The organism is Planktothrix mougeotii LEGE 06226 (genome assembly GCF_015207485.1).
Lineage (GTDB): Bacteria > Cyanobacteriota > Cyanobacteriia > Cyanobacteriales > Microcoleaceae > Planktothrix.
Genome location: NZ_JADEWU010000015.1, coordinates 37,403 through 60,889, shown reverse-complemented (window position 1 = coordinate 60,889; position 23,487 = coordinate 37,403). Strand labels below are relative to the sequence as shown.

The 23,487-nt window shown below is 41.0% G+C and carries 20 protein-coding genes; 5 read left to right on the top strand and 15 right to left on the bottom strand.

The annotated features are described in order from the left end of the window. Positions 1–80: 80 nt before the first annotated feature. The 4 genes from IQ236_RS09065 to leuC form a co-directional block, all read right to left on the bottom strand. Entirely contained in the window at positions 81–2,867 is a 2,787-nt protein-coding gene (locus IQ236_RS09065) for a PAS domain S-box protein (protein WP_193868964.1), read from the bottom strand. Between the two features lie 32 nt (positions 2,868–2,899). Continuing rightward, complete coding sequence (locus IQ236_RS09060) at positions 2,900–3,934, bottom strand: BMP family protein (protein WP_193868963.1); 1,035 nt, start codon at positions 3,932–3,934, stop codon at positions 2,900–2,902. Between the two features lie 131 nt (positions 3,935–4,065). Beyond that, a complete protein-coding gene (leuD, locus tag IQ236_RS09055) occupies positions 4,066–4,659 on the bottom strand; it encodes a 3-isopropylmalate dehydratase small subunit (protein ID WP_193868962.1) in 594 nt (197 codons plus the stop codon). Positions 4,660–4,849: 190 nt separating this feature from the next. Beyond that, on the bottom strand, positions 4,850–6,253 hold the full coding sequence (leuC, locus tag IQ236_RS09050) for a 3-isopropylmalate dehydratase large subunit (RefSeq protein WP_193868961.1): 1,404 nt from the start codon (positions 6,251–6,253) through the stop codon (positions 4,850–4,852). Between the two features lie 185 nt (positions 6,254–6,438). Between leuC and IQ236_RS09045 the strand changes: the two genes are divergently transcribed. Continuing rightward, positions 6,439–6,945 carry a cupin domain-containing protein gene (locus tag IQ236_RS09045; RefSeq protein ID WP_193868960.1) on the top strand — a complete coding sequence of 169 codons (507 nt, stop codon included), beginning with the start codon at positions 6,439–6,441 and terminating at the stop codon, positions 6,943–6,945. Positions 6,946–7,006: 61 nt separating this feature from the next. Beyond that, complete coding sequence (locus IQ236_RS09040) at positions 7,007–7,576, top strand: Uma2 family endonuclease (RefSeq protein WP_193868959.1); 570 nt, start codon at positions 7,007–7,009, stop codon at positions 7,574–7,576. Between the two features lie 49 nt (positions 7,577–7,625). On the opposite strand, the gene IQ236_RS09035 is transcribed toward IQ236_RS09040, so the two are convergent. After that, positions 7,626–8,201: a Uma2 family endonuclease gene (locus IQ236_RS09035; RefSeq protein WP_193868958.1), complete on the bottom strand. Its 576-nt coding sequence runs from the start codon at positions 8,199–8,201 to the stop codon at positions 7,626–7,628. A gap of 76 nt (positions 8,202–8,277) precedes the next feature. Continuing rightward, positions 8,278–9,603 carry an IS4 family transposase gene (locus IQ236_RS09030; RefSeq protein ID WP_193868957.1) on the bottom strand — a complete coding sequence of 442 codons (1,326 nt, stop codon included), beginning with the start codon at positions 9,601–9,603 and terminating at the stop codon, positions 8,278–8,280. Positions 9,604–9,927: 324 nt separating this feature from the next. On the opposite strand from IQ236_RS09030, the gene IQ236_RS09025 reads away from it, so the two are divergent. Continuing rightward, a complete protein-coding gene (locus IQ236_RS09025; RefSeq protein ID WP_193868956.1) occupies positions 9,928–10,179 on the top strand; it encodes a type II toxin-antitoxin system Phd/YefM family antitoxin in 252 nt (83 codons plus the stop codon). On the opposite strand, the gene IQ236_RS09020 is transcribed toward IQ236_RS09025, so the two are convergent. From IQ236_RS09020 to grpE, 9 genes are all read right to left on the bottom strand, one after another. Continuing rightward, complete coding sequence (locus tag IQ236_RS09020) at positions 10,176–10,358, bottom strand: hypothetical protein (RefSeq protein ID WP_193868955.1); 183 nt, start codon at positions 10,356–10,358, stop codon at positions 10,176–10,178. The two genes, IQ236_RS09025 and IQ236_RS09020, sit on opposite strands and share 4 nt — an antisense overlap. Beyond that, the gene (locus IQ236_RS09015; protein ID WP_193868954.1) at positions 10,355–10,699 is read right to left on the bottom strand and encodes a hypothetical protein; all 345 of its coding nucleotides are present in this window, start codon (positions 10,697–10,699) and stop codon (positions 10,355–10,357) included. Before IQ236_RS09015 ends, IQ236_RS09020 begins: the two co-directional genes overlap by 4 nt. Before the next feature lie 216 nt (positions 10,700–10,915). Further along, positions 10,916–11,602 (bottom strand): hypothetical protein, encoded by a 687-nt coding sequence (locus IQ236_RS09010; protein WP_193868953.1) that lies wholly within the window; start codon positions 11,600–11,602, stop codon positions 10,916–10,918. 33 nt (positions 11,603–11,635) lie between these two features. Further along, positions 11,636–12,598: a hypothetical protein gene (locus IQ236_RS09005; RefSeq protein ID WP_193868952.1), complete on the bottom strand. Its 963-nt coding sequence runs from the start codon at positions 12,596–12,598 to the stop codon at positions 11,636–11,638. 518 nt (positions 12,599–13,116) lie between these two features. Next, positions 13,117–14,259, bottom strand: a complete 1,143-nt coding sequence (rsgA, locus tag IQ236_RS09000; protein WP_407676146.1) for a small ribosomal subunit biogenesis GTPase RsgA — start codon at positions 14,257–14,259, stop codon at positions 13,117–13,119. 5 nt (positions 14,260–14,264) lie between these two features. Then, positions 14,265–14,522, bottom strand: coding sequence for a sulfurtransferase TusA family protein (locus IQ236_RS08995; protein WP_193868950.1), 258 nt, complete (start codon positions 14,520–14,522; stop codon positions 14,265–14,267). A gap of 73 nt (positions 14,523–14,595) precedes the next feature. Further along, positions 14,596–15,726 (bottom strand): molecular chaperone DnaJ, encoded by a 1,131-nt coding sequence (dnaJ, locus tag IQ236_RS08990; RefSeq protein ID WP_193868949.1) that lies wholly within the window; start codon positions 15,724–15,726, stop codon positions 14,596–14,598. Between the two features lie 316 nt (positions 15,727–16,042). After that, a complete protein-coding gene (dnaK, locus tag IQ236_RS08985) occupies positions 16,043–18,097 on the bottom strand; it encodes a molecular chaperone DnaK (RefSeq protein WP_193868948.1) in 2,055 nt (684 codons plus the stop codon). Positions 18,098–18,248: 151 nt separating this feature from the next. Further along, positions 18,249–18,995, bottom strand: a complete 747-nt coding sequence (grpE, locus tag IQ236_RS08980) for a nucleotide exchange factor GrpE (protein ID WP_193868947.1) — start codon at positions 18,993–18,995, stop codon at positions 18,249–18,251. A 1,061-nt stretch (positions 18,996–20,056) separates the two neighbouring features. On the opposite strand from grpE, the gene IQ236_RS08975 reads away from it, so the two are divergent. Further along, a complete protein-coding gene (locus IQ236_RS08975; RefSeq protein ID WP_193868946.1) occupies positions 20,057–22,060 on the top strand; it encodes a GspE/PulE family protein in 2,004 nt (667 codons plus the stop codon). Positions 22,061–22,295: 235 nt separating this feature from the next. Further along, the gene (locus tag IQ236_RS08970) at positions 22,296–23,399 is read left to right on the top strand and encodes a type IV pilus twitching motility protein PilT (RefSeq protein ID WP_193868945.1); all 1,104 of its coding nucleotides are present in this window, start codon (positions 22,296–22,298) and stop codon (positions 23,397–23,399) included. Positions 23,400–23,487 lie beyond the last annotated feature (88 nt).

The following is a 23,487-nucleotide window of genomic DNA, read 5'->3' as shown; positions in this document are numbered from 1 at the left end:
TTGTAGTGAGGTGTGAACGCCTCTTAATTAAGCCCTGAAGGGCTTACTACTTTTGAGAAAGCCCTTCAGGGCTTACTACTTTAATGTTGATGTAGGGGAATTTCAATGATAAATTCTGTTCCTTGACCGAGTTCTGAATTACATTGAATTGAACCTTTGTGTCTTTCTACAATAATTTGATAACTAATCGATAACCCTAGCCCAGTTCCTTTCCCGACAGGTTTTGTTGTAAAGAAAGGATTAAATAAGTTAGATTTAACAGTTTCTGGCATTCCTATACCATTATCAGCAATTTTGATTCTAATCCATTGCGGATCAAACAGTTCCGTTTGAATTGTAATTTGATGAGGATTCTGCTGTTGTTGGGTCAAGGAATAACTACTACTTTCTAAAGCATCAATCGCATTAGAAATTAAATTCATAAACACTTGATTTAATTGTCCTGCATAACATTCCACTAAAGGAATACGACCATATTTTTTAAGCACTTGAATGGCTTGACGTTGAGAGTTATCTTTTAAGCGATTATGTAAAATCAACAAAGTATTATCAATACCTTCATGAATATCAACCGCTTTCATTTCAGCTTCATCTAACCGAGAAAAATTACGAAGTGAAAGAACAATTTCTCGGATTCGGTTAGCCCCCATTTTCATAGATTTTAGAATATTATGTATATCTTCAATTAAAAAATTAATATCCCATTCTTCAGAAAAATCAATAATTTCTGGGGAAGGATTAGGATAATGATCTTGGTAAAGTTTAATCAAACTCAATAGTATATCTGTGTATTCTTGAGCATGGGTTAAGTTACCATAAATAAAGTTAACCGGATTATTAATTTCATGAGCAACCCCCGCTACCAGTTGACCTAAACTGGACATTTTTTCAGCTTGAATTAATTGACTTTGAGCTTGGCGAAAATTAGTTAATGCAATTTCAGCTTCTTCTTTAGCTTTTTGTATCGCTTCTTCTGCTTGCTTGCGATCCGTAATATCTGTAATTGTTCCCACATAACCAATAATTTCTCCATCAGAATTTATCTCAGCAGCCGCTTGACCATAAACCCAAGTAATTTTGCCATCAGGACGTTGTATGCGGTATTCAGTTCCAAATTGCACTTGATTTTTAGCACAGTTTTCCCAGTCTTGAAACACTTCGATTCTATCTTCGGAATAAATAGCCCGTGACCAACCTTTTCCCATCGCTTCTTCTGCGGTTAATCCTGCAATTTCAGTCCATTGTTGATTGACATAAAGACAGTTTCCTTCATTGTCTGTATGGAAAATTCCCACCGGAGAAACTTCAGCTAATGTTGCATACCGTTTTTCGCTATTCCGCAACGCTTGTTCTGCATTTCGCTGTTCCGTTACATCGACACCCACGCTAACAATATAGTCAATTTCTTTAGCTTCATTAAGTAAAATAGTATCTGACCAACTAATAATTCGTTGTTCTCCCTGTTTTGTTATCCAACAAGCTTCGTAATATTTAGGAAATTGATCAATGAGTAAAAAAGTAAAATTTGCTTTGAATTTTGGGGCTTCATCAGGGTCTAAAAAGACTTCCCAAACATAGCGATTTCTAATTTCATCAAACGTGTATTGGGTTGTTTGTTCAAAGGCTCGGTTAAAGCGGACAATTCGACCTTTAGCATCTAGTAAAACCACTAACGCGCCTGCAATATCTAAAATTGCGGCAATAAAATTTCGTTCCTTTTCAATGGCTGCAAATAACTCATCAATTTGAGTCGTCATTTGATTAAAGCTTGTGGCTAATACCCCTAATTCATTAGAACACTGCACCTCAACTTGAGTTTTCAAATTTCCTTGACTAATTTGTAATGCAGCTTTAGTTAATTTTTTTAAGGGTAAAATAATTTGCCGACTGTGAAATATACCCATACCAATGGCAAAACCTGTAATTAAAATAATTGTTCCTCCCATAGCAAAAATCATCTGAAACATGGGAGAATAAGCTTCTGTAATTGGAAGTTCAACAACTAAAAACCAATTAACACTAGGAATTACTGATGTCGCCCCTAAAACTTCTACATTCTTTAATCCCAAATAACGATTAAGAGTTAGTTTTTGATGATCTAAAGCTTTTTGAATTGAATCAATAATTTTAGAATTTCTTAAATTTTGTACTTGAAAATTTTTAGGTTTATTTTTAGGAGTCAAAAAAACTTGATTTCGTTCATCTACAATATAAACATATCCTGTCTTTCCCACTTGAGTCTGTGATAAAACAAAGCTGAGAAAACTTAAATCGATTTCAGCAAATAAAACGCCATCAATTTGATCTAAATTATTGCGAATGGGAACAGACATGATCATTTTATATTTACGATCATGAGGATCAAACTCAATAGTTCCTACATAATCTTCTTGTTGTTTAAATGAGCGAATAAATAAGGGGGAATCTGTGTAATTATTTCTAAAACTTTGATCATCCGAAACCAGTGATGTACTCACCTCTCCTTGACGATTTAAAATCGCAACAAGGTGATAAGCTTCATTATGGCGAACTAATCCTTCTATGAGGTTTTTTTGAACATTTGTAGGTAAATTTGTTAATCCTTTAACCCGTGCTAAATAACTTAATTTTCGCTGTAAATCATCTAAATAGTTATTAATTTGATAGGCAATCACTTGCGATCGCTCTTTTTGGAGTGCTTGTAACTGTTTCATCTGAGCCTGATAACTGAGATAAGTTAACAATCCGCCACTGGTTAAAACACTCAGTAATCCCACAAAGAGTAAACTACTACGGAGTTGTTTGGCAAGGGAAGAAAATCGAGGGTTGCGAGACGAAAGAGAACCCCGAAGCCTAGATAAAAGATGATATTTCTCCGCTTGAGTCATGATTCGTCCAATAACAGGGAACTGATCGATTTTTATTTATTGTAATCTGTTGTTAGCTCTGAAGGGGTAATATCAATTTTTCCAGTTACTACTTGTTCTTTAACCTGATTAAATTTCGCCTCTTCTTCCGCCGTTAATGTGCCTCTAAAGGGTGCAAAATCATAGATTTGTTCGCGTAACCCATATTTATATTGTTTGCCTTCCCAGCGTCCTTGCTGAACTAATGTTGCAATTTTTAAGACTAATTCAGGAATATTTTGTAAAACACTGGTTAAAATTTTACCGGGAACTAAATTATATTGATCTTTTGTCCAACCAATGCCATAAACCCCGGGTTTCTCACTCGCTAATTTTAAACCTGGAATTCCAGCTTCATCGGCATTAATGGCAACAATATCAACGTTTTTTTCTAACCAATTTTCAACAACTTTTTTGCCTTTCTCTGCATTTGTCCAAGTTTTTAAGAACTCAGTATAAACTTCTATATTGGGTTTAGTTTCCGTTGCACCTCGTCTAAATAATGCTTCTTCTTCTCGATAAACGGGGTAATCATCTCCCACCATATAACCCACTTTATTTGTTTTAGTTTTGATGGCGGCTAATGCTCCCGTCAGATAACCAACTTCCCCAGAACGAAAAGCAACAGCACCTAAGTTTTTATTATTCCCTGGATAGGTGGTGACTAAAGCGAATTTTGTCTCTGGAAAATCTTGAGCGACTTTTTCCATCACTTGAATATAACCACCTCCATGACCAATAATTAAATCATATCCCTGTTCAGCATAGCGACGAATCAAGGTTTCACTGTCCGTTTTTGATACATTGTCTGTGTAACTAATTTCAGCATTATATTGTTTTTCAATTAATTTTAATCCTTCATAATTCGCTTGACTCCAACTGCCATCATTAATAGAACCAGTAAAAATACCAGCGACTTTAAATTGACTATGGGAATCTGAGGGAGGAGATGTTAATTCTTCTTGATTAAAGGAGCGACAACTCACAATAATCGCTAAAGTGATGATTCCTAGTAAGATGTTTGTTAAAAATTTGGGGGTCTGGAGCATACTATTCCTGAAGTTAAACTGAATTTTTCTAGTGAATTCTATTGGCTTAAAATTATAATTGCACCCGTATATTTTTTTTAAATAAAAATAGCAAGGAAGCTTGATCAACGCCTCCTTGCTATTTTCAAGCTTTAACTTGCCCAATGCAGATAAGGTAATTTTGTAGCTGTTGCTCGAATTTGATCAACATTAGCAATTAATTGTCCGCAACTATCCCACAGTCCTGTTACAAACGATTGACGAGAACCTGCATTCATTTGCACATCAATCGTTAAATCTCCACAATAACCTTTCATTGCCTCTAAATCAACTTTAACCGTTGCTTGGGGATTGGCTTTTAATGCTTCTTGAAATGCTTTGACCGCCTCCGGTTCTGCCGTTACACAAGGAATCCCAATAGCTACACAATTACCGAAGAAAATTTCCGCAAAACTTTCACCAATTATGGCTTGAATTCCCCATTTAGCGATCGCTTGGGGAGCGTGTTCCCGTGAAGAACCACAGCCAAAATTAGCATTAACAACTAATACATTGGCTCCTTGATATTCGGGTAAATCAAAGGGGTGTTGACCTTGCATTTGTTGGCGATCATCAGCAAAGACTTGTTCCCCTAATCCATCAAAGGTAACACACCGTAAAAATCGGGCGGGAATAATGCGATCTGTATCAATATCACTCCCCACTAAAGGAATTCCTGTTCCTGAAAGACTTTGAATTTTGCTCATGGTTAATGTTCTGTCGTTAATATTAAGAAATCGTTGACTTTGTTCGTTTGACTCGTTGTGACCTCTCCCCCAACCCCTCGACCGCATGGAGAGGGGAGAATTTTTGTTACTATTAAATCGGCAGTTGCATTTAATAAGAGCAATTACTCCCCCTTCCCTTGCAGGGAAAGGGGCTGGGGGGTTAGGTCACTTACAACAACTCGCGTACATCCGTAACCACCCCGTTAACTGCCGCCGCCACCACCATCGCCGGACTCATTAATAATGTCCGTCCGTTAGCCGAACCCTGACGGCCTTTAAAATTACGGTTAGAAGAGGATGCACTGACTTGATTTCCCTGTAATTTATCGGGGTTCATGGCCAAACACATCGAACACCCCGCCTCCCGCCATTCAAACCCCGCCGTTTCAAAGATTTTATCCAATCCTTCCGCTTCCGCTTGTTGCTTCACCCGTTCAGAACCCGGAACCACAAAGGCTTTTACCCCATTTGCGACTTTCCGACCTTGGGCAAATTTAGCGGCTTCCCGTAGGTCACTGAGGCGGCCATTGGTACAACTGCCAATAAAACAGACGTCAACTTTTGTGCCTTTGATGGGGGTTCCAGGGGCAAATTCCATATATTGATAAGCTTCTTGGGCCACATCCCGGTCGCTTTCTGGAATCTGCTCTAAATCAGGAATCAACTCGTTAACGGCCATTCCCTGTCCTGGGGTAATCCCCCACGTTAAGGTCGGGGCCATATCCCCAGCATCAAATTTTACCACATCATCATAAACTGCATCCGTGTCACTACGGATACTATTCCACCAAGCAACGGCCTTTTCCCAGTCCTGCCCTTTAGGAACAAAATCTCGACCCTGCAAATAGTCGTAAGTGACCTGATCCGGGTTAACATAGCCACATCGGGCGCCCCCTTCAATCGCCATATTACAGATCGTCATCCGTTCTTCCATGGACATCTGCTCAAGGGTGCTGCCAGCGAATTCATAGGCATACCCCACACCGCCTTTCACCCCTAATGTACGGATAATATGCAGCACAACATCCTTGGCATAAACCCCCGGTGGCAGTTCTCCATTCACTTCAATGCGGCGCACTTTCAGTTTCCCTAACGCCAGGGTTTGAGACGCCAGAACATCCCGAACTTGAGACGTCCCGATGCCAAAAGCGATCGCCCCAAATGCCCCATGAGTAGAGGTGTGAGAATCACCACAAGCAATGGTCATCCCCGGTTGAGTTAACCCCTGTTCCGGTGCGATCACATGAACAATGCCTTGATTTCCCGACCCGATATTGTAAAAACGGATATTGTGTTCTTTGCAGCTTTTCTCCAAGGACTGTATCATTTCTTCCGCCAATACATCCGTAAACGGACGAGCTTGGTTATCGGTGGGGACAATATGATCCACTGTAGCGACAGTGCGTTCAGGATACAGGACGGTGAGATGGCGATCGCGTAACATCGCAAAGGCTTGGGGACTGGTGACTTCATGGATCAGGTGCAGACCAATGAAGAGTTGAGTCTGTCCTGAAGGGAGAGTTCCAACAGTGTGCAACTCCCATACTTTATCAAATAGTGTTCTTTCGCTCATAGAATCAGAAAAATAATCGCGTTTGTAACGCTCTCTATACTGGTATTTATTTTAGCGGTTAATGGCACACTGATGCTTAAAAAAGGATAAAATAACGGATTTTTTTAATAGTATTTTGAAAATAACTTGTTTAAAATTATCAATATTCGCCCATTTTAACCTCTGTTGTCGTTAAAGTTATCAAAATGGTCAAATTTCAAAAACTCCTCCCTTTAGTTGCACTAACATTTTTGAGCAGCGTTGCGATAGCCTTCGGCTGGGCGGAGCCCATCGTTAGAAGCCAACAACTGCAAACCCCGACTAATGCTTACACTCAGAAAGTGACTCGTGAAGTCTTAGCCAGTGGTTCTCCCACAGAAGTACAAGGTCGCGTCTTAGAATTAGTTAAATATACAATTCCTCCTAACAGTAAGTTACCTGTTCATATTCATCCGGGGATGCAAATTGAACGAGTGGAGTCGGGAACTTTAACTTATACCGTTGTTAAAGGTTCAGCTAAAATAACCCGTTCTAATGGCAAAGAAGAAACTTTAGAAGCGGGGAAAACCACCCGTTTAAATGTTGGGGATGCGTTAGTAGAAATTGGGGGAATGGTACATTATGGTGAGAATGAAACCGATAATCCTGTTGTTTTATTATCCGCTTCTTTATTTGAAGAAGGTAAACCCAAAGCGATTTTAATTAATCCTTGAAAGTTATTCCAATTTTAATAAAATATGATAAAATAACATTTAACTCTACCCTCATTTTATCATGAATCAAACTCTGGCAGAATCAATGAAGTGGACGACAGCCGATGTCGAGTTGTTGTCAAATGATGAGTGGAAACGTTATGAAATTATTGCGGGAGAATTATTTGTGACTAGAGCGCCAGATTGGAATCATCAACGGATTTGCGGTAATATCTATGCAGAATTAAATGCTTGGTCACGTCGCACAAATTTAGGAGAACCTGCAATGACACCTGGAATTATTTATACTGAATCTGATAATGTCATTCCTGATGTGGTTTGGGTCAGTCGAGAAAAATTAGCAATGTTATTAGATAGTTCAGGACATTTAACAGGTTCTCCTGAATTAGTAGTTGAAGTATTATCCCCAGGGAAAGAAAACGAAAGACGGGATAAACAAGCCAAGTTAAAACTTTATTCGACTCAAGGTGTTCAGGAATATTGGATTGTTGATCGCTCTCAACAACAAGTTCAAGTTTATCGTCGTCAAAATAATCAGTTAATTTTAGCTGAAACGTTATTAATAAATGATGAAATTACTTCTCCCTTTTTACCCGAATTTAGCTGTCGAGTCGAACTATTTTTTAATTAAAAACCACAGAAATAACCTTTAGAGAATGTTTACATCAAGATGAATTGATTTAACTCGGATTCAATTTTAACCAACTGAAGATATCTCTCAAGGTTAAGGTAAAATTAGCCATAAATTCAGGAACCGGAATTACAGCGTCTAGTTCTTCTAAAAATATCGGTTGTTGTCCTGAAGGATAAACAAAAATAGATTTTTCCTCTGGAACAATTAACCATCCCATCTGACAACCGGAACTTAAACAATGTAAAATCTTTTTAGTGACTTTAGTAGTGCTTTGTTCAGGAGATAAAATTTCAATCGTCCAGTCTGGATGAGCATTAAACGTATTAGCAATATCTCCCTCATTATCAAGAGGAATTCTATCCCAAACAAAAACTGCTACATCAGGAACAATAGAACGACCTCCCCCAAAGGTACATCTTAACTCAGGTAAAGCTAATGCGATCGCTTGTTCTTCAACAATATTATTAATGACTGTAACTAATTTACCTTGTAGTTTACTATGTTTTCCTTGAGGCATGGGTTTCTGGATAATTTGACCATCAATATATTCACTGGCGGGTTTTGTTTCGGGTAACTTTAGAAATTCTTCTAAGGTCAATATTCCGTTAAGCGTTTGTATCATAATTAATTCCCTTATTTTAATTTTAAGCTGTCTGTTTCAATCAGAACCCTGTAGGGGCGAGGCGCGCCCATTGGTGTCAACTTAAGGAGCGCTCGCCCCAAACCTGCTGTGTAAGAGCATCGAGAACTCGATGTCGTTTTCGGGTGGATTTGACCAAGCCAAATAACTTCTGATGTGAGGTTAAATAACTAATAACATCAGAAGTTTCTCCGCGTAAACTAGCTCGAGAAAAATGATATAAAGCGCGAAATACCATTTCTGTAGAAATTCGTTCTGTTTGTTGACCTAAAGCCACAGCGACATCAGTACACAACTGATTTAAGACGGCATAAAATATCCAGGTTGATAAAATTTGAATTTGGATTCCGTTGCTATCTCCCACCCAGAGATACGCCAATCCTAATAATCTCTTCGTTAATAAAAAGGCTTGTTCAATTTGCCAGCGATTTCGGTACAACTCACAAACTTGTTGAGCCGATAATTCCTCTGGAGCTAAGACATTGGTTAAATAGCGATACCAAGTTTTTCCCCATAAGACTGAGACTAATCGCACAGGGTGATGACATTGGTTAGAACGATACATTCCCATCTGGATAATTTCATCTTGATAGTATAACCCTGTACTTAAGGTTTTTTTGACTTGATAGGCAGTTTTTTCTCTTAATCGGGTTACAAAAAATTTCTTTTGCTCTGTAAATTCATCAAACCACCCAAACTTAAAAAAACCTAAGTCAAAAATCATCAATCCCCCTTGGGGAAGTTGTTCTAGTAGTTGGTCAGTAAAGATTTTATCGTTAGCTTTTGATTCTTCTGTATACCACATTTTCACCGGTCTATATGTCCAGGCTTCTACAATCACCATCATCTTTCCCCCTAACACTGTGTTACCCTTTCTCAGCACTTTTAACTTTTTAAATATTTCTTCCAGTGTCGAACCATCTGCTATCCAAATTCCTGAAAACTTTTCTGAGATCCCAAGCCATTTTTCCGGCACTCCCTTCAGATTTTCTTCGCTTTTTAATTTCTCTATCACCTGTTCAAAGATTTCTACAAATAAACTCGCTGGTAGTGTTCTTAATCTTTTTGATAACGCTTCCACACTCACTTGCATCGGTTCTATCCACAGCATTCCTTCTTCCGTTAGGAGTCTTAACAGTTCTCGCAATCCAGCTATTCTTCTATACACTAAGCCCATAACTACTGCCATCATCACCGGTAAATTTAATACTCGCGAACGCAGTTTTTTTTCCTGAATTCCTCGGCTTTCCTTTAACGGTTTAAAATTTTCGGGTGTTAGTAGTCTATACAGTTCTTTTTCTAGCACTTCTAATGGTGGCCCTGCCATTTGACTTTGATGCCTTAAATCGGCATTTCTCAAAATTCTCCCTGTTGTTTTACTCATCTGATTTCCTTCCCCCTTCAACTCACACCGAATGAGTGCGATCGCTCCTTTAAACTAACACAACCAGTTGTCATCTCGCCAGGACGACTACTCATCGCCCTCTTCAACTAGCATTAACCGTTGCGCTCGTCTCCTATCTTTTCCTTAAGTTGACACCAATGGGCGCGCCTCGCCCCTACGAGATCTTGGGGTATTATCAACAAGATCACTAAGCAATATTCAGGTATTGTGATCTTAACTAACCCTACCTATTTGTTAAATTATGCCATAATATTATTAAAGGTCAAGGTTCGTTATTCCTTCATTCAACAGAGAGGTTAAATAATGTATCACGTTACAGGAGAATACGCTAAAAATAACTTCAGTGAAATTTTAGAAAAAGCCAGTACGGAACCTGGAGGGGTTGTTATTGTTCAGGATAATAAAAGTTTCATCCTCATCAGCCAAGAAGAATTAGAAAGTTGGACAGAAACCGTCGAACTACTTCAAGACAAAACCTTAATTGCTGATATTGAAGCCTCTCGTCAAGAATATCAGCAGGGAGAATTTTTAACAGTAGAACAAACTTTAAATTAAGAATTATTTAACAGGTTATTCAACCTCGACAACCGCTTTTCACGAATCACTGCTTCTAATTGAGCATTAATTTCTTCTAATTCTAAATTAAACTGTTCCATTTCTAAATGAGTCCGGCGTAAATTGGCTAATAATCTTTCTCTTGTTATCCGATCAGGAATAGGGTGTTGTTGGTTCATGGTAAATTCCACTCTAATTTTACTTCTTCTAAACTGCGTTCCCAGGCTGGAATCCTAGCTTGAGTGCGGATAATAGCTCGATTCATTAACTGTAACATATCTGATGAGGCATTGGGTTGAGAACGAGCAATATTTAAACCTAATCGAGATAGCTGCATATACGTTGCTTCAGCATCTTCTAAGACTGTTGTTAATTCAGCAAAAAAGGGTAATGTTTCTTCTGTTTCACCAAAGCGATCAACTAACACTAATTCTAGGGCTATAGCCTGATCAATAATATCTAAAGATTGTTGTTTGAGTTGATTAGCAATTTCTGTGATTTCTGGAGGTAGCTTTGCCATAATTTTAATCCATTAATAGCTATATTTAGCTTATCAGAAAATATCGCCCATAATTTGAATAATAATCTCTTCATTTATTGAAGCCTCTCGTAAAGAATATCAACAGGAAGAAGTTTTCACAATGGATCAACACTGTTGAATCTGATTCAAGTTTACCCTAACCCTTTAGGGGCAAGGCGAACCTCGCCCTAACGAGATCTGGAGAGATTATCAACCTCAAGTTGTAAGCTCATCATTCATCTTTTGGAGCTTCTCAAGATCAGACTTATGAAGTTGTGTTTGGCGTTCTGTAAGCCATTGATAAAAATTTTGAATTAAGGTAAAGTATTCATTAGATAAAGAAATTAGACATAAGTTATCTCCTAGTGTTTCCAAATAAGACCTTGACCTTCCCCATTCACCCCACTGTTTTAGAATGTTTACATCAAGACGCATACTCATTTCTATATCTTCTGCAAATGCGATTTGCAACGCGGGGATAGGTAAGGTGTAATGCTGTGTATAGTTTCGTAAATGCTGCACAAACTTTTGAACATCATTGTTGGCAATATCTTGATCAATTTTTGCTTGGTATTCCTTTATAAACTCTTGGTTAGAGTACAGTCTTTTAACAATAACTCTGGTATGATCAACTAATGTTTTTGCGGATGCAATAAAGTTATGGAATAGTCTTGAAGTTTCATCAAGTAAAAGATTAACTTCCTTTCGTTTGTCAATATTGTTGTACAAAGGCAAAGATTCTCTGGGATTTTTGAGATGCTCCAGATACTGTATAAGCTCATTGTAATTCCCTGCAAAGACCCTATAGCTTGCACTTAAAGCTTGTAAATTCCGGTAAATTTCCATTTCTGGTGAGGCTTCTAACTGATCTAAACGGATACCAAACTCTGTCTTGTATCGCATACATTTTTTCAAAATAAATTTAAAAACTCTTGATTACCCAAACAAAAATCGCAGTCTGTCATCCTGTGGATTAACACCCCAAGTCTTTAATGTTTGTACGGGATCTCCACCATTAAGACCCAACCTTTGAATGTTTTGCTGTTCGCAGTCTAAGAAATAAGCATCACAACAGTAGGGCCGACGACGAACTTGAGGATCACAAAACAAAATATCATCTTTAGTTCGGATCAGTAGAGGTTCTTGAGTAATATCATTTTCGTCGTTTCCCATCCATTGCTCAAAAGCATAAGATGGGGATACATTTATATGGTGGTCTGACTTTCCAGATAACCTCATAGCAAGCGTCACCATATCTGCTAGTTCTAATGTAGTAGCTATCCAAAACCCTGCACTACGCACAGATTCAACTCGCCACTGCATATTTAATGTTGTATCATTACAACCGTATAATCCTAAGCAAACAATATTATGGATTTCCCGTGTTTGATCATGCAAACTATCAAATGATGGATAGTTTGAATCTGCTAAATTTTGAGCCCCACGAAACAAACTCAAGCTATACAAAGATTCAAAAGTTATTGGTGGATTGTCACTGTACAACTGTGGCATATAGCAACAGTGTTCCTGGACTCGATCAACTTTGGATAGTGTTTCAACTAACCTTAGAGTCTCTTCGAGACAAGCTGTTGACCCACCACCATTCAAGTTTGTTGTAGCTGGATGATTTCCGTACCACCAAGGATGAGCCTGTCTAGGTTTTACAAAAATCCAGTCAACATCAAGTGGATGATGAGGATTCGGAACAATCGCAAATAGCCAATCTACAGTGTGTCCTCTATTTATACTTTCAATGTAGGAGCAGTCACTCAAGCCATCAATTTGGGTTACAGGAATTACAATGGCTATCTGATCCCAATAGCTTTTTACAAACTCGCTAAGAAAAGGCTCTTGAATAAACCCAAGTGATTGATCATCGAGAATTAATAAGCTGTGCATCCTGTAAATTCTCAGTTATAACTATGATATCTCTTATGATAGCAACAAATTCGCTGATCGCAAAATTTATTATTTAAGAAATATTAATAATTGACACAATTATTTTCCCTTGAACTGATTGCTCTTACGAAAATCAGTGGCTTTTGCCCTAACAGCAAACACGCTTGAATATAAGTCAGTTCAAAATCAGGAGAACCCTATTTTACAGGGGTTTGGCAACAAGCGGGGGAAGGTTCTCCCGGTCAACAACAGATTATAAAAGCGATCGCACCTCACCCCACCGGACTCGATTTTAATACCCTCCAAACCGTTACAAATTTAGATCCTATTTCCTTACAAAATGCCCTTGATACTCTGTCTCGTCATGATGTTATTATAGAAACCGATCACCATTGGCGAATTATTGTGGAACTATTTCGCCGTTGGGTTATTAATAGCGGATTAGTGTAAAAAATTCCCCTTCCCTAAATCAAAGAAATCAGGAGTTAATTCTGATCTAAAATTTAACTTAAAAAATCTTACTCTTCTTCACCAAAATCTTCACATAAATCCTGTAACGTCTGATGTTGAAAACGACGGGAAGAACGACGATATTTTTTACTGGCTAATTTCGGTTCTAATTGTTGTTTACCGCCTGATTTCGATTTAGATTTGACATTGATTTCTACATCTTTTTGTTGTTGAAGCATTTCTTGATGGGCGATCGCAGCTTCTAAAAACTCCAAATAAATCGGATAACGTTCCCAGTCGCCCCGAACAATACAATTAGGTTCATCTCGATGTAAACAATCACTAAACTGGCATTTTCCCTGCTGAAAACGATGTTTCGCTTCGGGAAAATAATCTGTTAATTCTTCGGGAGCACATTCTAATTCAGGTTGATTAAATCCCGGTGTATCCGCTAATAATCCCCCCGTCGGTAATTGGAATAATTCAACATGGCGAGTTGTATGTCTTCCCCGTCCTAATTTTCCTGAAACGCTACTGACCCGTAAATTAATACTGGGAATTAATTGATTAATTAAACTAGATTTTCCCACCCCAGAAGGGCCAGAAATTACCGTTGTTTTATCTTGAAGTTGATACAGTAGAGTATTTTCTACAAAGGTATTTTCAATTTGAAATAGAGATTTTTGAATAATTTGATGCTCAGAATTAACCGTATATTCTAACCCACTACTTACACTTATAAATAAAGCCTGATATCCCCAATTTAATAAGCGATCGCGCCAGTATAACAACTGTTCTGAGGAGACTAAATCGCACTTATTTAAACACAAACACACCTCTAAACCCGTTGATTCCGCCTTCACTAAAAACCGACTTAAAGCCGTTGATTCTAGCTCTGGTTCTGCGATCGCAAATACTAATAAAATTTGATTAGCATTAGCAATCGGAGGACGACTCAGTTCTGTCCGGCGCGGAAAAACTTGAGTGATCGCCCCCCGTTTTCCTAACCAGTCCGGTTCTTCCACCACAACTTGATCTCCCACCATCACCTGCTGACCCATTTTTTTCAACAGAGAACGACGGGTACATAACAGGATAGTTTCAGGAAGTGAAGTTGCTTGGGTTTCCAGTTGAACCTGATAGAAATTCGCTTGAACAGCGACAACCGTTCCGATCAGTTCTGGAACATTCAACGGTTCATTAGTTGTCATTGAACTCATTGAACGGTAACAGGACAACGAATTTGCAGGGAAAAATAGTCTGAACAATCGGTGATTTGCTCAATGTTGTACCCCGCCATCGTTAAACTATCAGGAACTTGCTCAATGGGTTCTCCCGCATCTAACCAAACTTCTAGCAGGGAACCGGGCTGCATCTGTTCTAAGCGTAATTTCGTGCGAACAAAATTGAGGGGACAAGGAGTTCCCCGTAGATCCAATTGAGCATCTGGTTTTAAGTGAGTTATTTCTGCCATAAAAAGGAGGGATATATTGTTTGTTTTCGGCTGACTGTTGACCGTTAACAGCTAACAGCCAACGGTCAATTTTTTATTTTTGTTGAAATAAATTACCGAGAAATCCCTCAATTCCCCCCTTTCCCGTGCGATCGCCCCGAATTTTAACCAACTGTTCCAAAAGTTCCCGTTCTTCTGGAATCAACTTCGTGGGAATATCGACGAGAACCGTAATTAAATGATCCCCCCGACTTACGGGATTTCCCAGACGAGGAACCCCTTTATTTTCTAGGGTTAATACTGTGCCCGGTTGAGTTCCTGGCGGAATGGTTAATTTAGTGGGGCCATCAACGGTGTCTACCTCAAAGTTAAAACCAAGGATCGCCTGAAGGTAGCTAATTTTCACGTCGGACAGAATATTAATCCCATCCCGTTTAAATTTCGGATCAGGTGCGACGGATAAAAACACATATAAATCCCCAGGGGGCCCGCCTCGTTTCCCGGCATCCCCCTCGGAGGCAACCCGCAGACGAGTGCCATTATCCACCCCGGCGGGAACATTAATTTTCAGTTTTTTCGTGACTTCATTTAACCCACGACCGCCACAGGTGGAACATTTATCCTCAATCATTTGTCCTGTACCATTACAGTTCGGACAAACGGAGACTTGAGTAAAACTGCCAAAGGGAGTACGAGTCGCCCGACGCACTTGACCACTTCCCCCACAGGTGGAACAAGTTTGGGGGCGAGTTCCGGGTTTAGCACCGCTTCCGGTACAGGTTTCACAGGTTTCTAAATGCTTAATGCGGATTTCTTTTTCGCCGCCAAAGATGGCTTCTTTGAACTCTAACCGCAGGTCTAAGCGCAGGTCATCTCCCCGGGCTGGGCCTGTGCGCTTGCGAGTTTGGGCATTACCCCCCATACCCCCGCCAAACCCACTGAAGAAGCTTTCAAAAATATCGGTAAACGGATCGGTAAAGTTGGGGTCAAAACCTCCAGCACCACCCCCTACTCCCGCTTCTCCAAAACGGTCATATCGCGCCCGGATTTCCGGTTCTTTTAAAACTTCATAAGCGCGACTAATTTCTTTAAACCGTTCTTCTGCACCCGGTTCTTTATTGACATCCGGGTGATATTTGCGAGCTAGGCGACGATAAGCCCGTTTAAGTTCTTCTGTATCTGCGTCGCGGGAGACACCCAATATTTCATAATAATCGCCTGCCATAGAGTATTTTGCCTAAAAATAAATAACAACAATTTTGTTAACGCTTAATCAGTAACCCCTAGTCAGTTTCTAGTTTTTAGCTAAAAATTGACAACTATAGCGCTACGCAAAGCGGGAACAGGGAACAGTAAGTTGTGAAAGGCTTGCAGGATTTAGAAATTTCCTCACCTTTTTGCGTAGTGCTATATGACGATTTACGACTCACTCTTCCATTGATTACTGTTTACCGATAACTGATCACTGGTTTAATCCTACATTTGAGACTTTTCAATTCTATCATAAATCCTCAAAAGCCTTCCTCTGTAGGACAAACCTTTCAATTCAGGGTATTGGTAAACGGATTACCAGGATCAGGAGGATCACTGAAGGTGTCTATTCCAGAGGAAGTCTCAATCATGCTGTTGTTCAAGAATAATAATTCACTACTGGTAGGTTTTGCCTCTTCTTCATCTTCATCTTCGTCTTCCTGTGTTTCCTCTAGTTTATCTTCTACCGCTTGTACAGAAGCCTCAAATTCTGAAGACTCCGAAGCAACAGATGAAGCGGAAGACGAATTCTGACCTGCTTGTTCATAAATCTCTGAAGCCAAAGCATACAACATTTCTTGGAAGGATTCTAACTGTTTTTTCATATCCTCATGGGAAATATTGGGATTAGCAACCGCTTGTTTTAAAGCCGCAGCTTCTTTGCGAACTCGTTCTTTGAGATCATTACTAATCTGATCAGCCTTGCCTTTGAGGGTTTGTTTACAATTAGCAAACAAAGTTTCGGACTGATTTTTAAGTTCTACCACTAACCGACGTTTTTCGTCCTCATCAGCGTAAATTTCTGCCTCTTGACGCATTCGTTCAATTTCTGCTTCCGTCAATCCTCCGGTATTACTAATTTCAATCCCTTGTTCTCGTCCCGTCCCTTTATCTTCCGCTAAAACTTTTAGAATTCCATTGGCATCGAGATCAAACGCCACTTCAATTTGAGGAACTCCCCGTTTAGCCGACGGAATTCCATTCAGGAGGAATTTTCCTAAACTTTTATTATCCTTCGCCATTGCCCGTTCTCCTTGGAGAACGTGAATTTCCACAGAGGTTTGTCCATCAACGGCGGTGGAAAACATTTGAGAACGGCTCGTGGGAATTGTTGTATTGCGTTCAATAATTTTAGTAAAAACTCCTCCCAAGGTTTCTAATCCTAGAGATAAAGGAGTAATATCTAATAACAATAAATCTTTGACTTCTCCTGCTAACACTCCCGCTTGAATGGCAGCCCCTAAAGCAACGGCTTCATCGGGGTTAACAGAACGGTCTGGGGTTCGGGCTCCAAAATATTCACTAATGGCTTGTTGAACCGCCGGAATTCGCGTAGATCCCCCGACTAAAATAATGCGATTCACCTGATTAGGTTGTAAACTGGCATCTTTCAACGCTTGGATGACGGGTTCAATGGTACTGTCTACCAACGGTTTAACTAAACCCTCAAATTCGGTGCGACTCAATTCCAGTTCTAAATGTTTTGGCCCGGAATCATCGGCGGTAATAAAGGGCAAATTAATCGAGGTGGTGTTGCGACTGGATAACTCGATTTTGGCTTTTTCGGCGGCTTCTCGTAACCGTTGTAATGCCATTTTTTCCGTTAAGAGGTTGATGCCTTCCTGGGTTTTGAATTTTTGGATCATCCACTGTACCAAACAGTTATCAAAATCATCCCCGCCCAGATGGTTATTTCCGGCCGTTGATTTGACTTCAAAAATCCCGTCTCCCAGTTGTAGAATCGAGACATCAAAGGTACCCCCACCCAAGTCAAAGACCAGAATTTTCTGATCTTGATCTTGTTTATCTAAGCCATAAGATAAAGCTGCTGCCGTGGGTTCATTGATAATCCGTAAGACATCTAAACCCGCAATGGTTCCCGCATCCTTGGTTGCCTGTCGTTGAGCATCGGTAAAATAAGCTGGAACCGTAATCACCGCTTGAGTGACCGTTGCTCCTAAATAAGCTTCTGCATCTTCTTTGAGCTTTTGCAACACCATCGCCGAGATTTCTTGGGGGGTGTAGACTTGGTTGCGAATTTGGACATTAACGGTGTTGTCCTTGCCTTTGACACAAGTATAGGGAACCCGTGAGCGTTCTTCTTCGGTATCTTCCCAGCGACGTCCGATAAACCGCTTAATACTGTAAACCGTATTTTCGGCATTCGTAACCGCTTGTCGCTTACCCAACTGGCCCACTAACCGATCGCCATATTTACCAAATCCGATAATACTCGGCGTGGTTCGTCCGCCTTCAGAATTAGCGATTACGATCGGTTTACCGCCTTCTAATACGGCAACACAACTGTTCGTTGTCCCTAAGTCGATGCCAATGACTTTTCCCATAGCTCCTCGGCGATGAATGTTTGCAATACTGATCCTGAAATCAGCAATTTTTCCAGATTCTTACGGGATAAAATCGCTTTGATCCAGATGCCTTCAGGTGATAGATTTAGAGTTCCCTCCTATGGCTGGTTCCTTGTCCCTGAGCAACACTTTATGCTTCAGATGGAGTTTCTTCGGCAGTAGATTCTGTAGAATCTGGTTCAGGAGCCGTTGCCACTTTCACCATCGCATGGCGTAAAACCTTTTCTCCTAACTGATAACCGTGCATTAAATCTTCAATCACAGTTCCTTCAGGATAGGCATCCGTTGCTTCACGCATCACCGCTTCATGTAAATTGGGATCAAAGGGCTGCCCTTCGGGACGCATCACAGCCACCCCCAGTTGTTTGAGACAATCCACCATTAATTTATAAACCCCTTGGTAACTCTTGTGGATATTCATTTCTGAATCGGTTTGGGGTTTAATTTGGGATCTAGCTCGGTCAAAATTATCCACAACCGGGAGTAATGGCTTCAGAGTTGAACCTTTGATGGTGATTTCTAACTCTTCTTTTTCCTTTTGAGTCCGTTTGCGGAAGTTCTCAAAATCTGCCGCCAAACGCCGATATTGACCACTAACATCTTCTAATTGTGCTTTGAGGGCCGCATTGGCTTCCGCTAAAGCCATGACTTCAGCATGAAGTCCTTCCCCCGTTGACTCGATTTCCTGGCCAAAAGTTTTTTCAGAGGGTGCTTCGCTAGCGGATTCGTCCGTCCCGACCTCTGGGTAGGAACTTGATTCCGTCGCTGTTGTCGCCTCAGCATCCAAATTATCGGAGTTCGGGACATCCGACTCTGAGGTTGAATAGGATTGACCCGTTAGTTCATCAGGAGTATTAGCCGTTGAATTAGGCATCATAATGGTACTGTTTGTCCTTGTTAATCACAGAAAATCAGCGTGAGTCCTTAACCCTTACACGGCTGAGGAGTAACCCCGCTATCCATCATCATCGCAAAAATGGGTAGAAACCCCGTCCCTTCGACAGCCCTTCGACAAAGCTTAGGGCAAGGCTCAGGGCTGACTCTATTTAGGACGGCTTTTATTTCCCCTTTCGGGGTAGAAGGGCAATCAATCATACCCCTGTGTAGAGGTATGGTTGCCTCCTAACACCTATTTCTAGGGTAAAGTTAGCTGAGTGCTTCGCACACGCTACGCGAACGCCAAGGTTTTAAGAGCTTGTTAGGCTAGTAGCACTTCCACCGGCCCGATAAAGATGTTTAACTACTAACGACAGAGCCAGGGACTAGCTACGCATCCACAGGGTGTCATGACTCAAAAAACGTAGTGCACAAGGCACTTAGGCTGGTCAACTATCACGCTCTAGTGAGGCATGACTTCGCGTAGCCTGCGCTCCGCCCATAGCCCCGTTACTTCAGTACGGGGTGCTGACGACATTTCGTTACTTTAAAAATTTTAATCAAAATCATATCTTAAAATACATCCTCAAGGTGAGGTAAACCGTTATGATCAAGATGGAGCCTTAATTAAAATGCTGGGTAGGGGGTTTACAAGATGGGATGGGTTGAGCTAAGGATGCGTACAGGAGGAGATCAATCAGCCCCCTGAACTTCTCTTAGATGCGGATTGGAATTGAGAACGAGAAGGCTATTCAACAGTTGGGTTAAAATTGACACGTCAAAGGGAATTCTATTCCCTTAAAACCCACAGCCACCCTAGATGCTTGATAATTGCGGTTGTGTTCTGAGTAACTTAACTCTGAGATGGGTTAGAGGGAAGCCCCGGGACATTTAACCTTTGTGCGGGTTGGAGCTAGGGAAAGTTTCACGCTGTATTTCTTGCCAAAATCAGCGTCGGATACAGGTACACCTCAAACCCATCATGTCCATTAATCCTGAAAACTAAGTGATTATCGTGACATCAACGCATTAATACAATGACATAGACCTTAATTTTAAGCTATGACGAACACATCCCAAAGACGCGCCCTAGTTGTTCAAAGTACCACTCCCTTTGGCAACAAATTAATTCAATCCGGCTATATTAATCCAGAGCAACTTCAGCAAGCCCTCAAAACCAGTCGCTCAGGTCAACCCCTGACAGAAGTTTTGGAATCGATGACGGGGCAGCCCCTTCCCCCTGACTTGGCACGTCATTATAAAAAACAACAGTTATTTGAACTCAGAATCCTTCACGGCGTCGAAGCATTCGATCCTGAAATTGAACCGATGTCGAATGAAGAACTCGAACAAATGCTGCATACCCTCGATACGAGTTTAGAAACCTGTAAACGCCATCGCTTCATCCCCTTACGCAAACCTGAAAGTGATCCGACTTCGGTGTTGATTGCCATGGTTGACCCCGACAACCTGAATGCGTTGGAGGAGTTAAGAAATCAAATTTTGCGACCCAAGCAATTGAAACTCCAACGGCGGGTGATTACTCAGGAAGATTATGATCAAATTATTTCCACCTATAGTAACGAAGATGTTAAACGCAAAGCCGCTGAAGCTGCTAAACGGGAACAAGAGAAATTAGAGTTTACCGCCGGAGATTTTGAAACCACCGACCTCGAAGAAGTAGGCGATGATAGCGTCGGGATGGATTTGTCCGAAGAAATCGAACAAGCGGAAACCGCCCCGGTGATTAAGGCTGTCAACGTGATTTTAGCGAAAGCCCTCTCGGAGGGGGTATCTGATATTCACGTTGAACCCCAGGAACATGAAATGCGAATTCGGATGCGGAAAGATGGGGTGTTACAGGAATATTATAAATTTCCCAAAAAAGTAATTCCGGCGATTACTTCCCGGTTTAAAATTCTCGCTGAAATGGATATCGCTGAACGTCGTCAAGCCCAAGATGGTCGGATTCGCCGTAAATTCCGAGGACGGACGGTAGACTTCCGAGTCAATAGTCTCCCCAGTCGCTACGGGGAAAAAATTGTATTACGGATTTTGGATAGTTCTTCAACCCAATTAGGGTTAGATAAATTAATTACAGATCAAGAAACCTTAGCGTTAGTTCGGGAAACCGCATCTCGTCCTTTTGGTTTGATATTGGTTACAGGGCCAACGGGTTCAGGAAAATCCACCTCTCTGTATTCGGTTTTAGCCGAAAAAAATGATCCGGGGATTAATATTAGTACCGCAGAAGATCCGATTGAATATGCTTTACCGGGGATTACCCAATGTCAGGTAATTCGGGAGAAAAATTTAACCTTTGCTAATATTTTACGGGCATTTTTACGACAAGACCCGGATGTTTTATTAGTGGGAGAAACACGGGATTTAGAAACAGCAAAAACTGCTATTGAAGCGGCTTTAACCGGACACTTAGTGTTAACTACTTTACACACTAACGACGCGGCGGGTGCGATCGCTCGTTTAGATGAAATGGGAGTAGAACCGTTCATGGTGTCCGCCGCCTTATTAGGAATTCTCGCCCAACGGCTGATGCGGCGCGTTTGTGGGGAGTGTCGGCTACCTTATACCCCCGCTCCTGAAGAGTTAGGTCGTTATGGGTTATCGGCTTCTCAAGAAGTCAATATTACTTTTTATAAGGCGAATACCATTGCAGTTGAAGAACGGAAGCATTTAGCCGATCTCGGTCAATTGTGTAAAAAATGTAGTGGGCTGGGCTACAAAGGTCGGGTCGGAGTCTATGAATTCCTGAAAGTCACCGAACGAATGCAAACCCTGATTACCAAAGGTGCTCCTACTGAACAAATTAAGGAAGCCGCCGTTGAAGAAGGGATGAAAACCTTATTAGCTTATAGTTTGCAATTAGTTCGTGAAGGGTACACTACCTTTGAGGAGGTGGAACGGGTAACATTTACAGATTCCGGTTTAGAAGCCGAACTCAAAGCCAAACGCAAACAAGGCTTAACCTGTAAGAGTTGCGTAGCGGAATTAAAACCCGAATGGTTAGACTGTCCCTATTGTATGACACCCCGCTTTATCAGCTAATCAGTTATCAGTTATCAGTTATCAGTTATCAGTGTAGAGACGCGCCATGGCACGTCTGTACCAGTTATCAGTGCAGGAATTGGCTAATTCCTTAACTATTAGCTATTAATTCTTGACTCTTAACTCTTAACTCTTAACTGATCACTGATAACTGTTAACTGGTAACTGATAACTGATGACTGATAACTGATGACTGATAACTGATAACTGATTTGTAGTTTAGAGGAGAATAATTATGCCGGGATTAATGATTGAAGACATTTTAGAGTCTTTAGTCGAACAAGGTGGCTCTGATATTCATATTCAAGGGGGTGCGCCTATCTTTTTTCGGATTAGTGGGAAACTGACCCCTCAGCCCCAATTTGGAGAAACTCAATCGGCTGAAGAGGTGCAAGTTCTGATTTACCAAATGCTCAATAATATGCAGCGTAAACAATTAGAACAAGAATGGGAACTGGATTGTGCTTACGGGGTAAGAGGATTAGCTCGGTTCCGGGTCAACGTCTATCGAGAACGAGGTTGTTGGGCCGCTTGTTTGCGGGCGTTAGCCTCCAAGATTCCCAATGCGGATAAATTAGGGGTTCCCCAAGTAATTCGGGACATGACGGAACGCCCACGGGGGATGGTGTTGGTCACAGGTCAAACAGGTTCAGGTAAAACCACAACCATGGCAGCCTTGTTAGACTTAATTAATCGGACTCGCTCAGAACATATTCTAACCGTAGAAGACCCGATTGAATATGTGTTTCCCAATATTAAAAGTTTGTTCCACCAGCGACAAAAGGGAGAAGACACCAAAAGTTTTGCAAATGCCCTCAAAGCCGCTTTGCGGGAAGACCCCGATATTATTCTGGTGGGAGAGATGCGGGACTTAGAAACCATTGGTCTAGCGATTTCCGCCGCAGAAACGGGTCACTTAGTCTTTGGAACCCTGCACACCAACTCCGCAGCCGCAACCGTAGACCGGATGTTAGATGTATTCCCCCCCGTTCAACAACCCCAAATCCGAGCACAGTTATCCGGTTCACTGGTGGGGGTTTGTAGTCAAAACTTGGTTCCCGCCATTGGAGGAGGTCGTCGGGCGGCGATCGAAATTATGGCCAATACTCCTGCTATGGCTAACCTGATTCGGGAGGGAAAAACTTCTCAAATTTACTCCCAAATTCAAATGGGGGCAAAATTAGGAATGCAAACGATGGAAATGGCTTTAGCGAAACTCTATAACGAAGGTCAAGTCACTTGGGAAGCGGCCATGAGTAAGTCGTCTAAACCCGATGAATTAGAACGTTTAATTGGCCCTGCTCCCTCCGCCGCTAAGGGACAAAAAGCCAAAGCTTAAATCAGTTATCAGTTGTCAGTTATCAGTTATCAGCGTAGAGACGCGCCATGGCGCGTCTGTACCAGTTATCAGTAAAAAATTAATACTG

Bases quoted from the DNA above. Each gene is read 5' to 3' on its own strand.
- IQ236_RS09065 (WP_193868964.1), bottom strand. From the start codon at position 2,867: ATGACTCAAGCGGAGAAATATCATCTTTTATCTAGGCTTCGGGGTTCT.
- IQ236_RS09060 (WP_193868963.1), bottom strand. From the start codon at position 3,934: ATGCTCCAGACCCCCAAATTTTTAACAAACATCTTACTAGGAATCATC.
- leuD (WP_193868962.1), bottom strand. From the start codon at position 4,659: ATGAGCAAAATTCAAAGTCTTTCAGGAACAGGAATTCCTTTAGTGGGG.
- leuC (WP_193868961.1), bottom strand. From the start codon at position 6,253: ATGAGCGAAAGAACACTATTTGATAAAGTATGGGAGTTGCACACTGTT.
- IQ236_RS09045 (WP_193868960.1), top strand. From the start codon at position 6,439: ATGGTCAAATTTCAAAAACTCCTCCCTTTAGTTGCACTAACATTTTTG.
- IQ236_RS09040 (WP_193868959.1), top strand. From the start codon at position 7,007: ATGAATCAAACTCTGGCAGAATCAATGAAGTGGACGACAGCCGATGTC.
- IQ236_RS09035 (WP_193868958.1), bottom strand. From the start codon at position 8,201: ATGATACAAACGCTTAACGGAATATTGACCTTAGAAGAATTTCTAAAG.
- IQ236_RS09030 (WP_193868957.1), bottom strand. From the start codon at position 9,603: ATGAGTAAAACAACAGGGAGAATTTTGAGAAATGCCGATTTAAGGCAT.
- IQ236_RS09025 (WP_193868956.1), top strand. From the start codon at position 9,928: ATGTATCACGTTACAGGAGAATACGCTAAAAATAACTTCAGTGAAATT.
- IQ236_RS09020 (WP_193868955.1), bottom strand. From the start codon at position 10,358: ATGAACCAACAACACCCTATTCCTGATCGGATAACAAGAGAAAGATTA.
- IQ236_RS09015 (WP_193868954.1), bottom strand. From the start codon at position 10,699: ATGGCAAAGCTACCTCCAGAAATCACAGAAATTGCTAATCAACTCAAA.
- IQ236_RS09010 (WP_193868953.1), bottom strand. From the start codon at position 11,602: ATGCGATACAAGACAGAGTTTGGTATCCGTTTAGATCAGTTAGAAGCC.
- IQ236_RS09005 (WP_193868952.1), bottom strand. From the start codon at position 12,598: ATGCACAGCTTATTAATTCTCGATGATCAATCACTTGGGTTTATTCAA.
- rsgA (WP_407676146.1), bottom strand. From the start codon at position 14,259: ATGACAACTAATGAACCGTTGAATGTTCCAGAACTGATCGGAACGGTT.
- IQ236_RS08995 (WP_193868950.1), bottom strand. From the start codon at position 14,522: ATGGCAGAAATAACTCACTTAAAACCAGATGCTCAATTGGATCTACGG.
- dnaJ (WP_193868949.1), bottom strand. From the start codon at position 15,726: ATGGCAGGCGATTATTATGAAATATTGGGTGTCTCCCGCGACGCAGAT.
- dnaK (WP_193868948.1), bottom strand. From the start codon at position 18,097: ATGGGAAAAGTCATTGGCATCGACTTAGGGACAACGAACAGTTGTGTT.
- grpE (WP_193868947.1), bottom strand. From the start codon at position 18,995: ATGATGCCTAATTCAACGGCTAATACTCCTGATGAACTAACGGGTCAA.
- IQ236_RS08975 (WP_193868946.1), top strand. From the start codon at position 20,057: ATGACGAACACATCCCAAAGACGCGCCCTAGTTGTTCAAAGTACCACT.
- IQ236_RS08970 (WP_193868945.1), top strand. From the start codon at position 22,296: ATGCCGGGATTAATGATTGAAGACATTTTAGAGTCTTTAGTCGAACAA.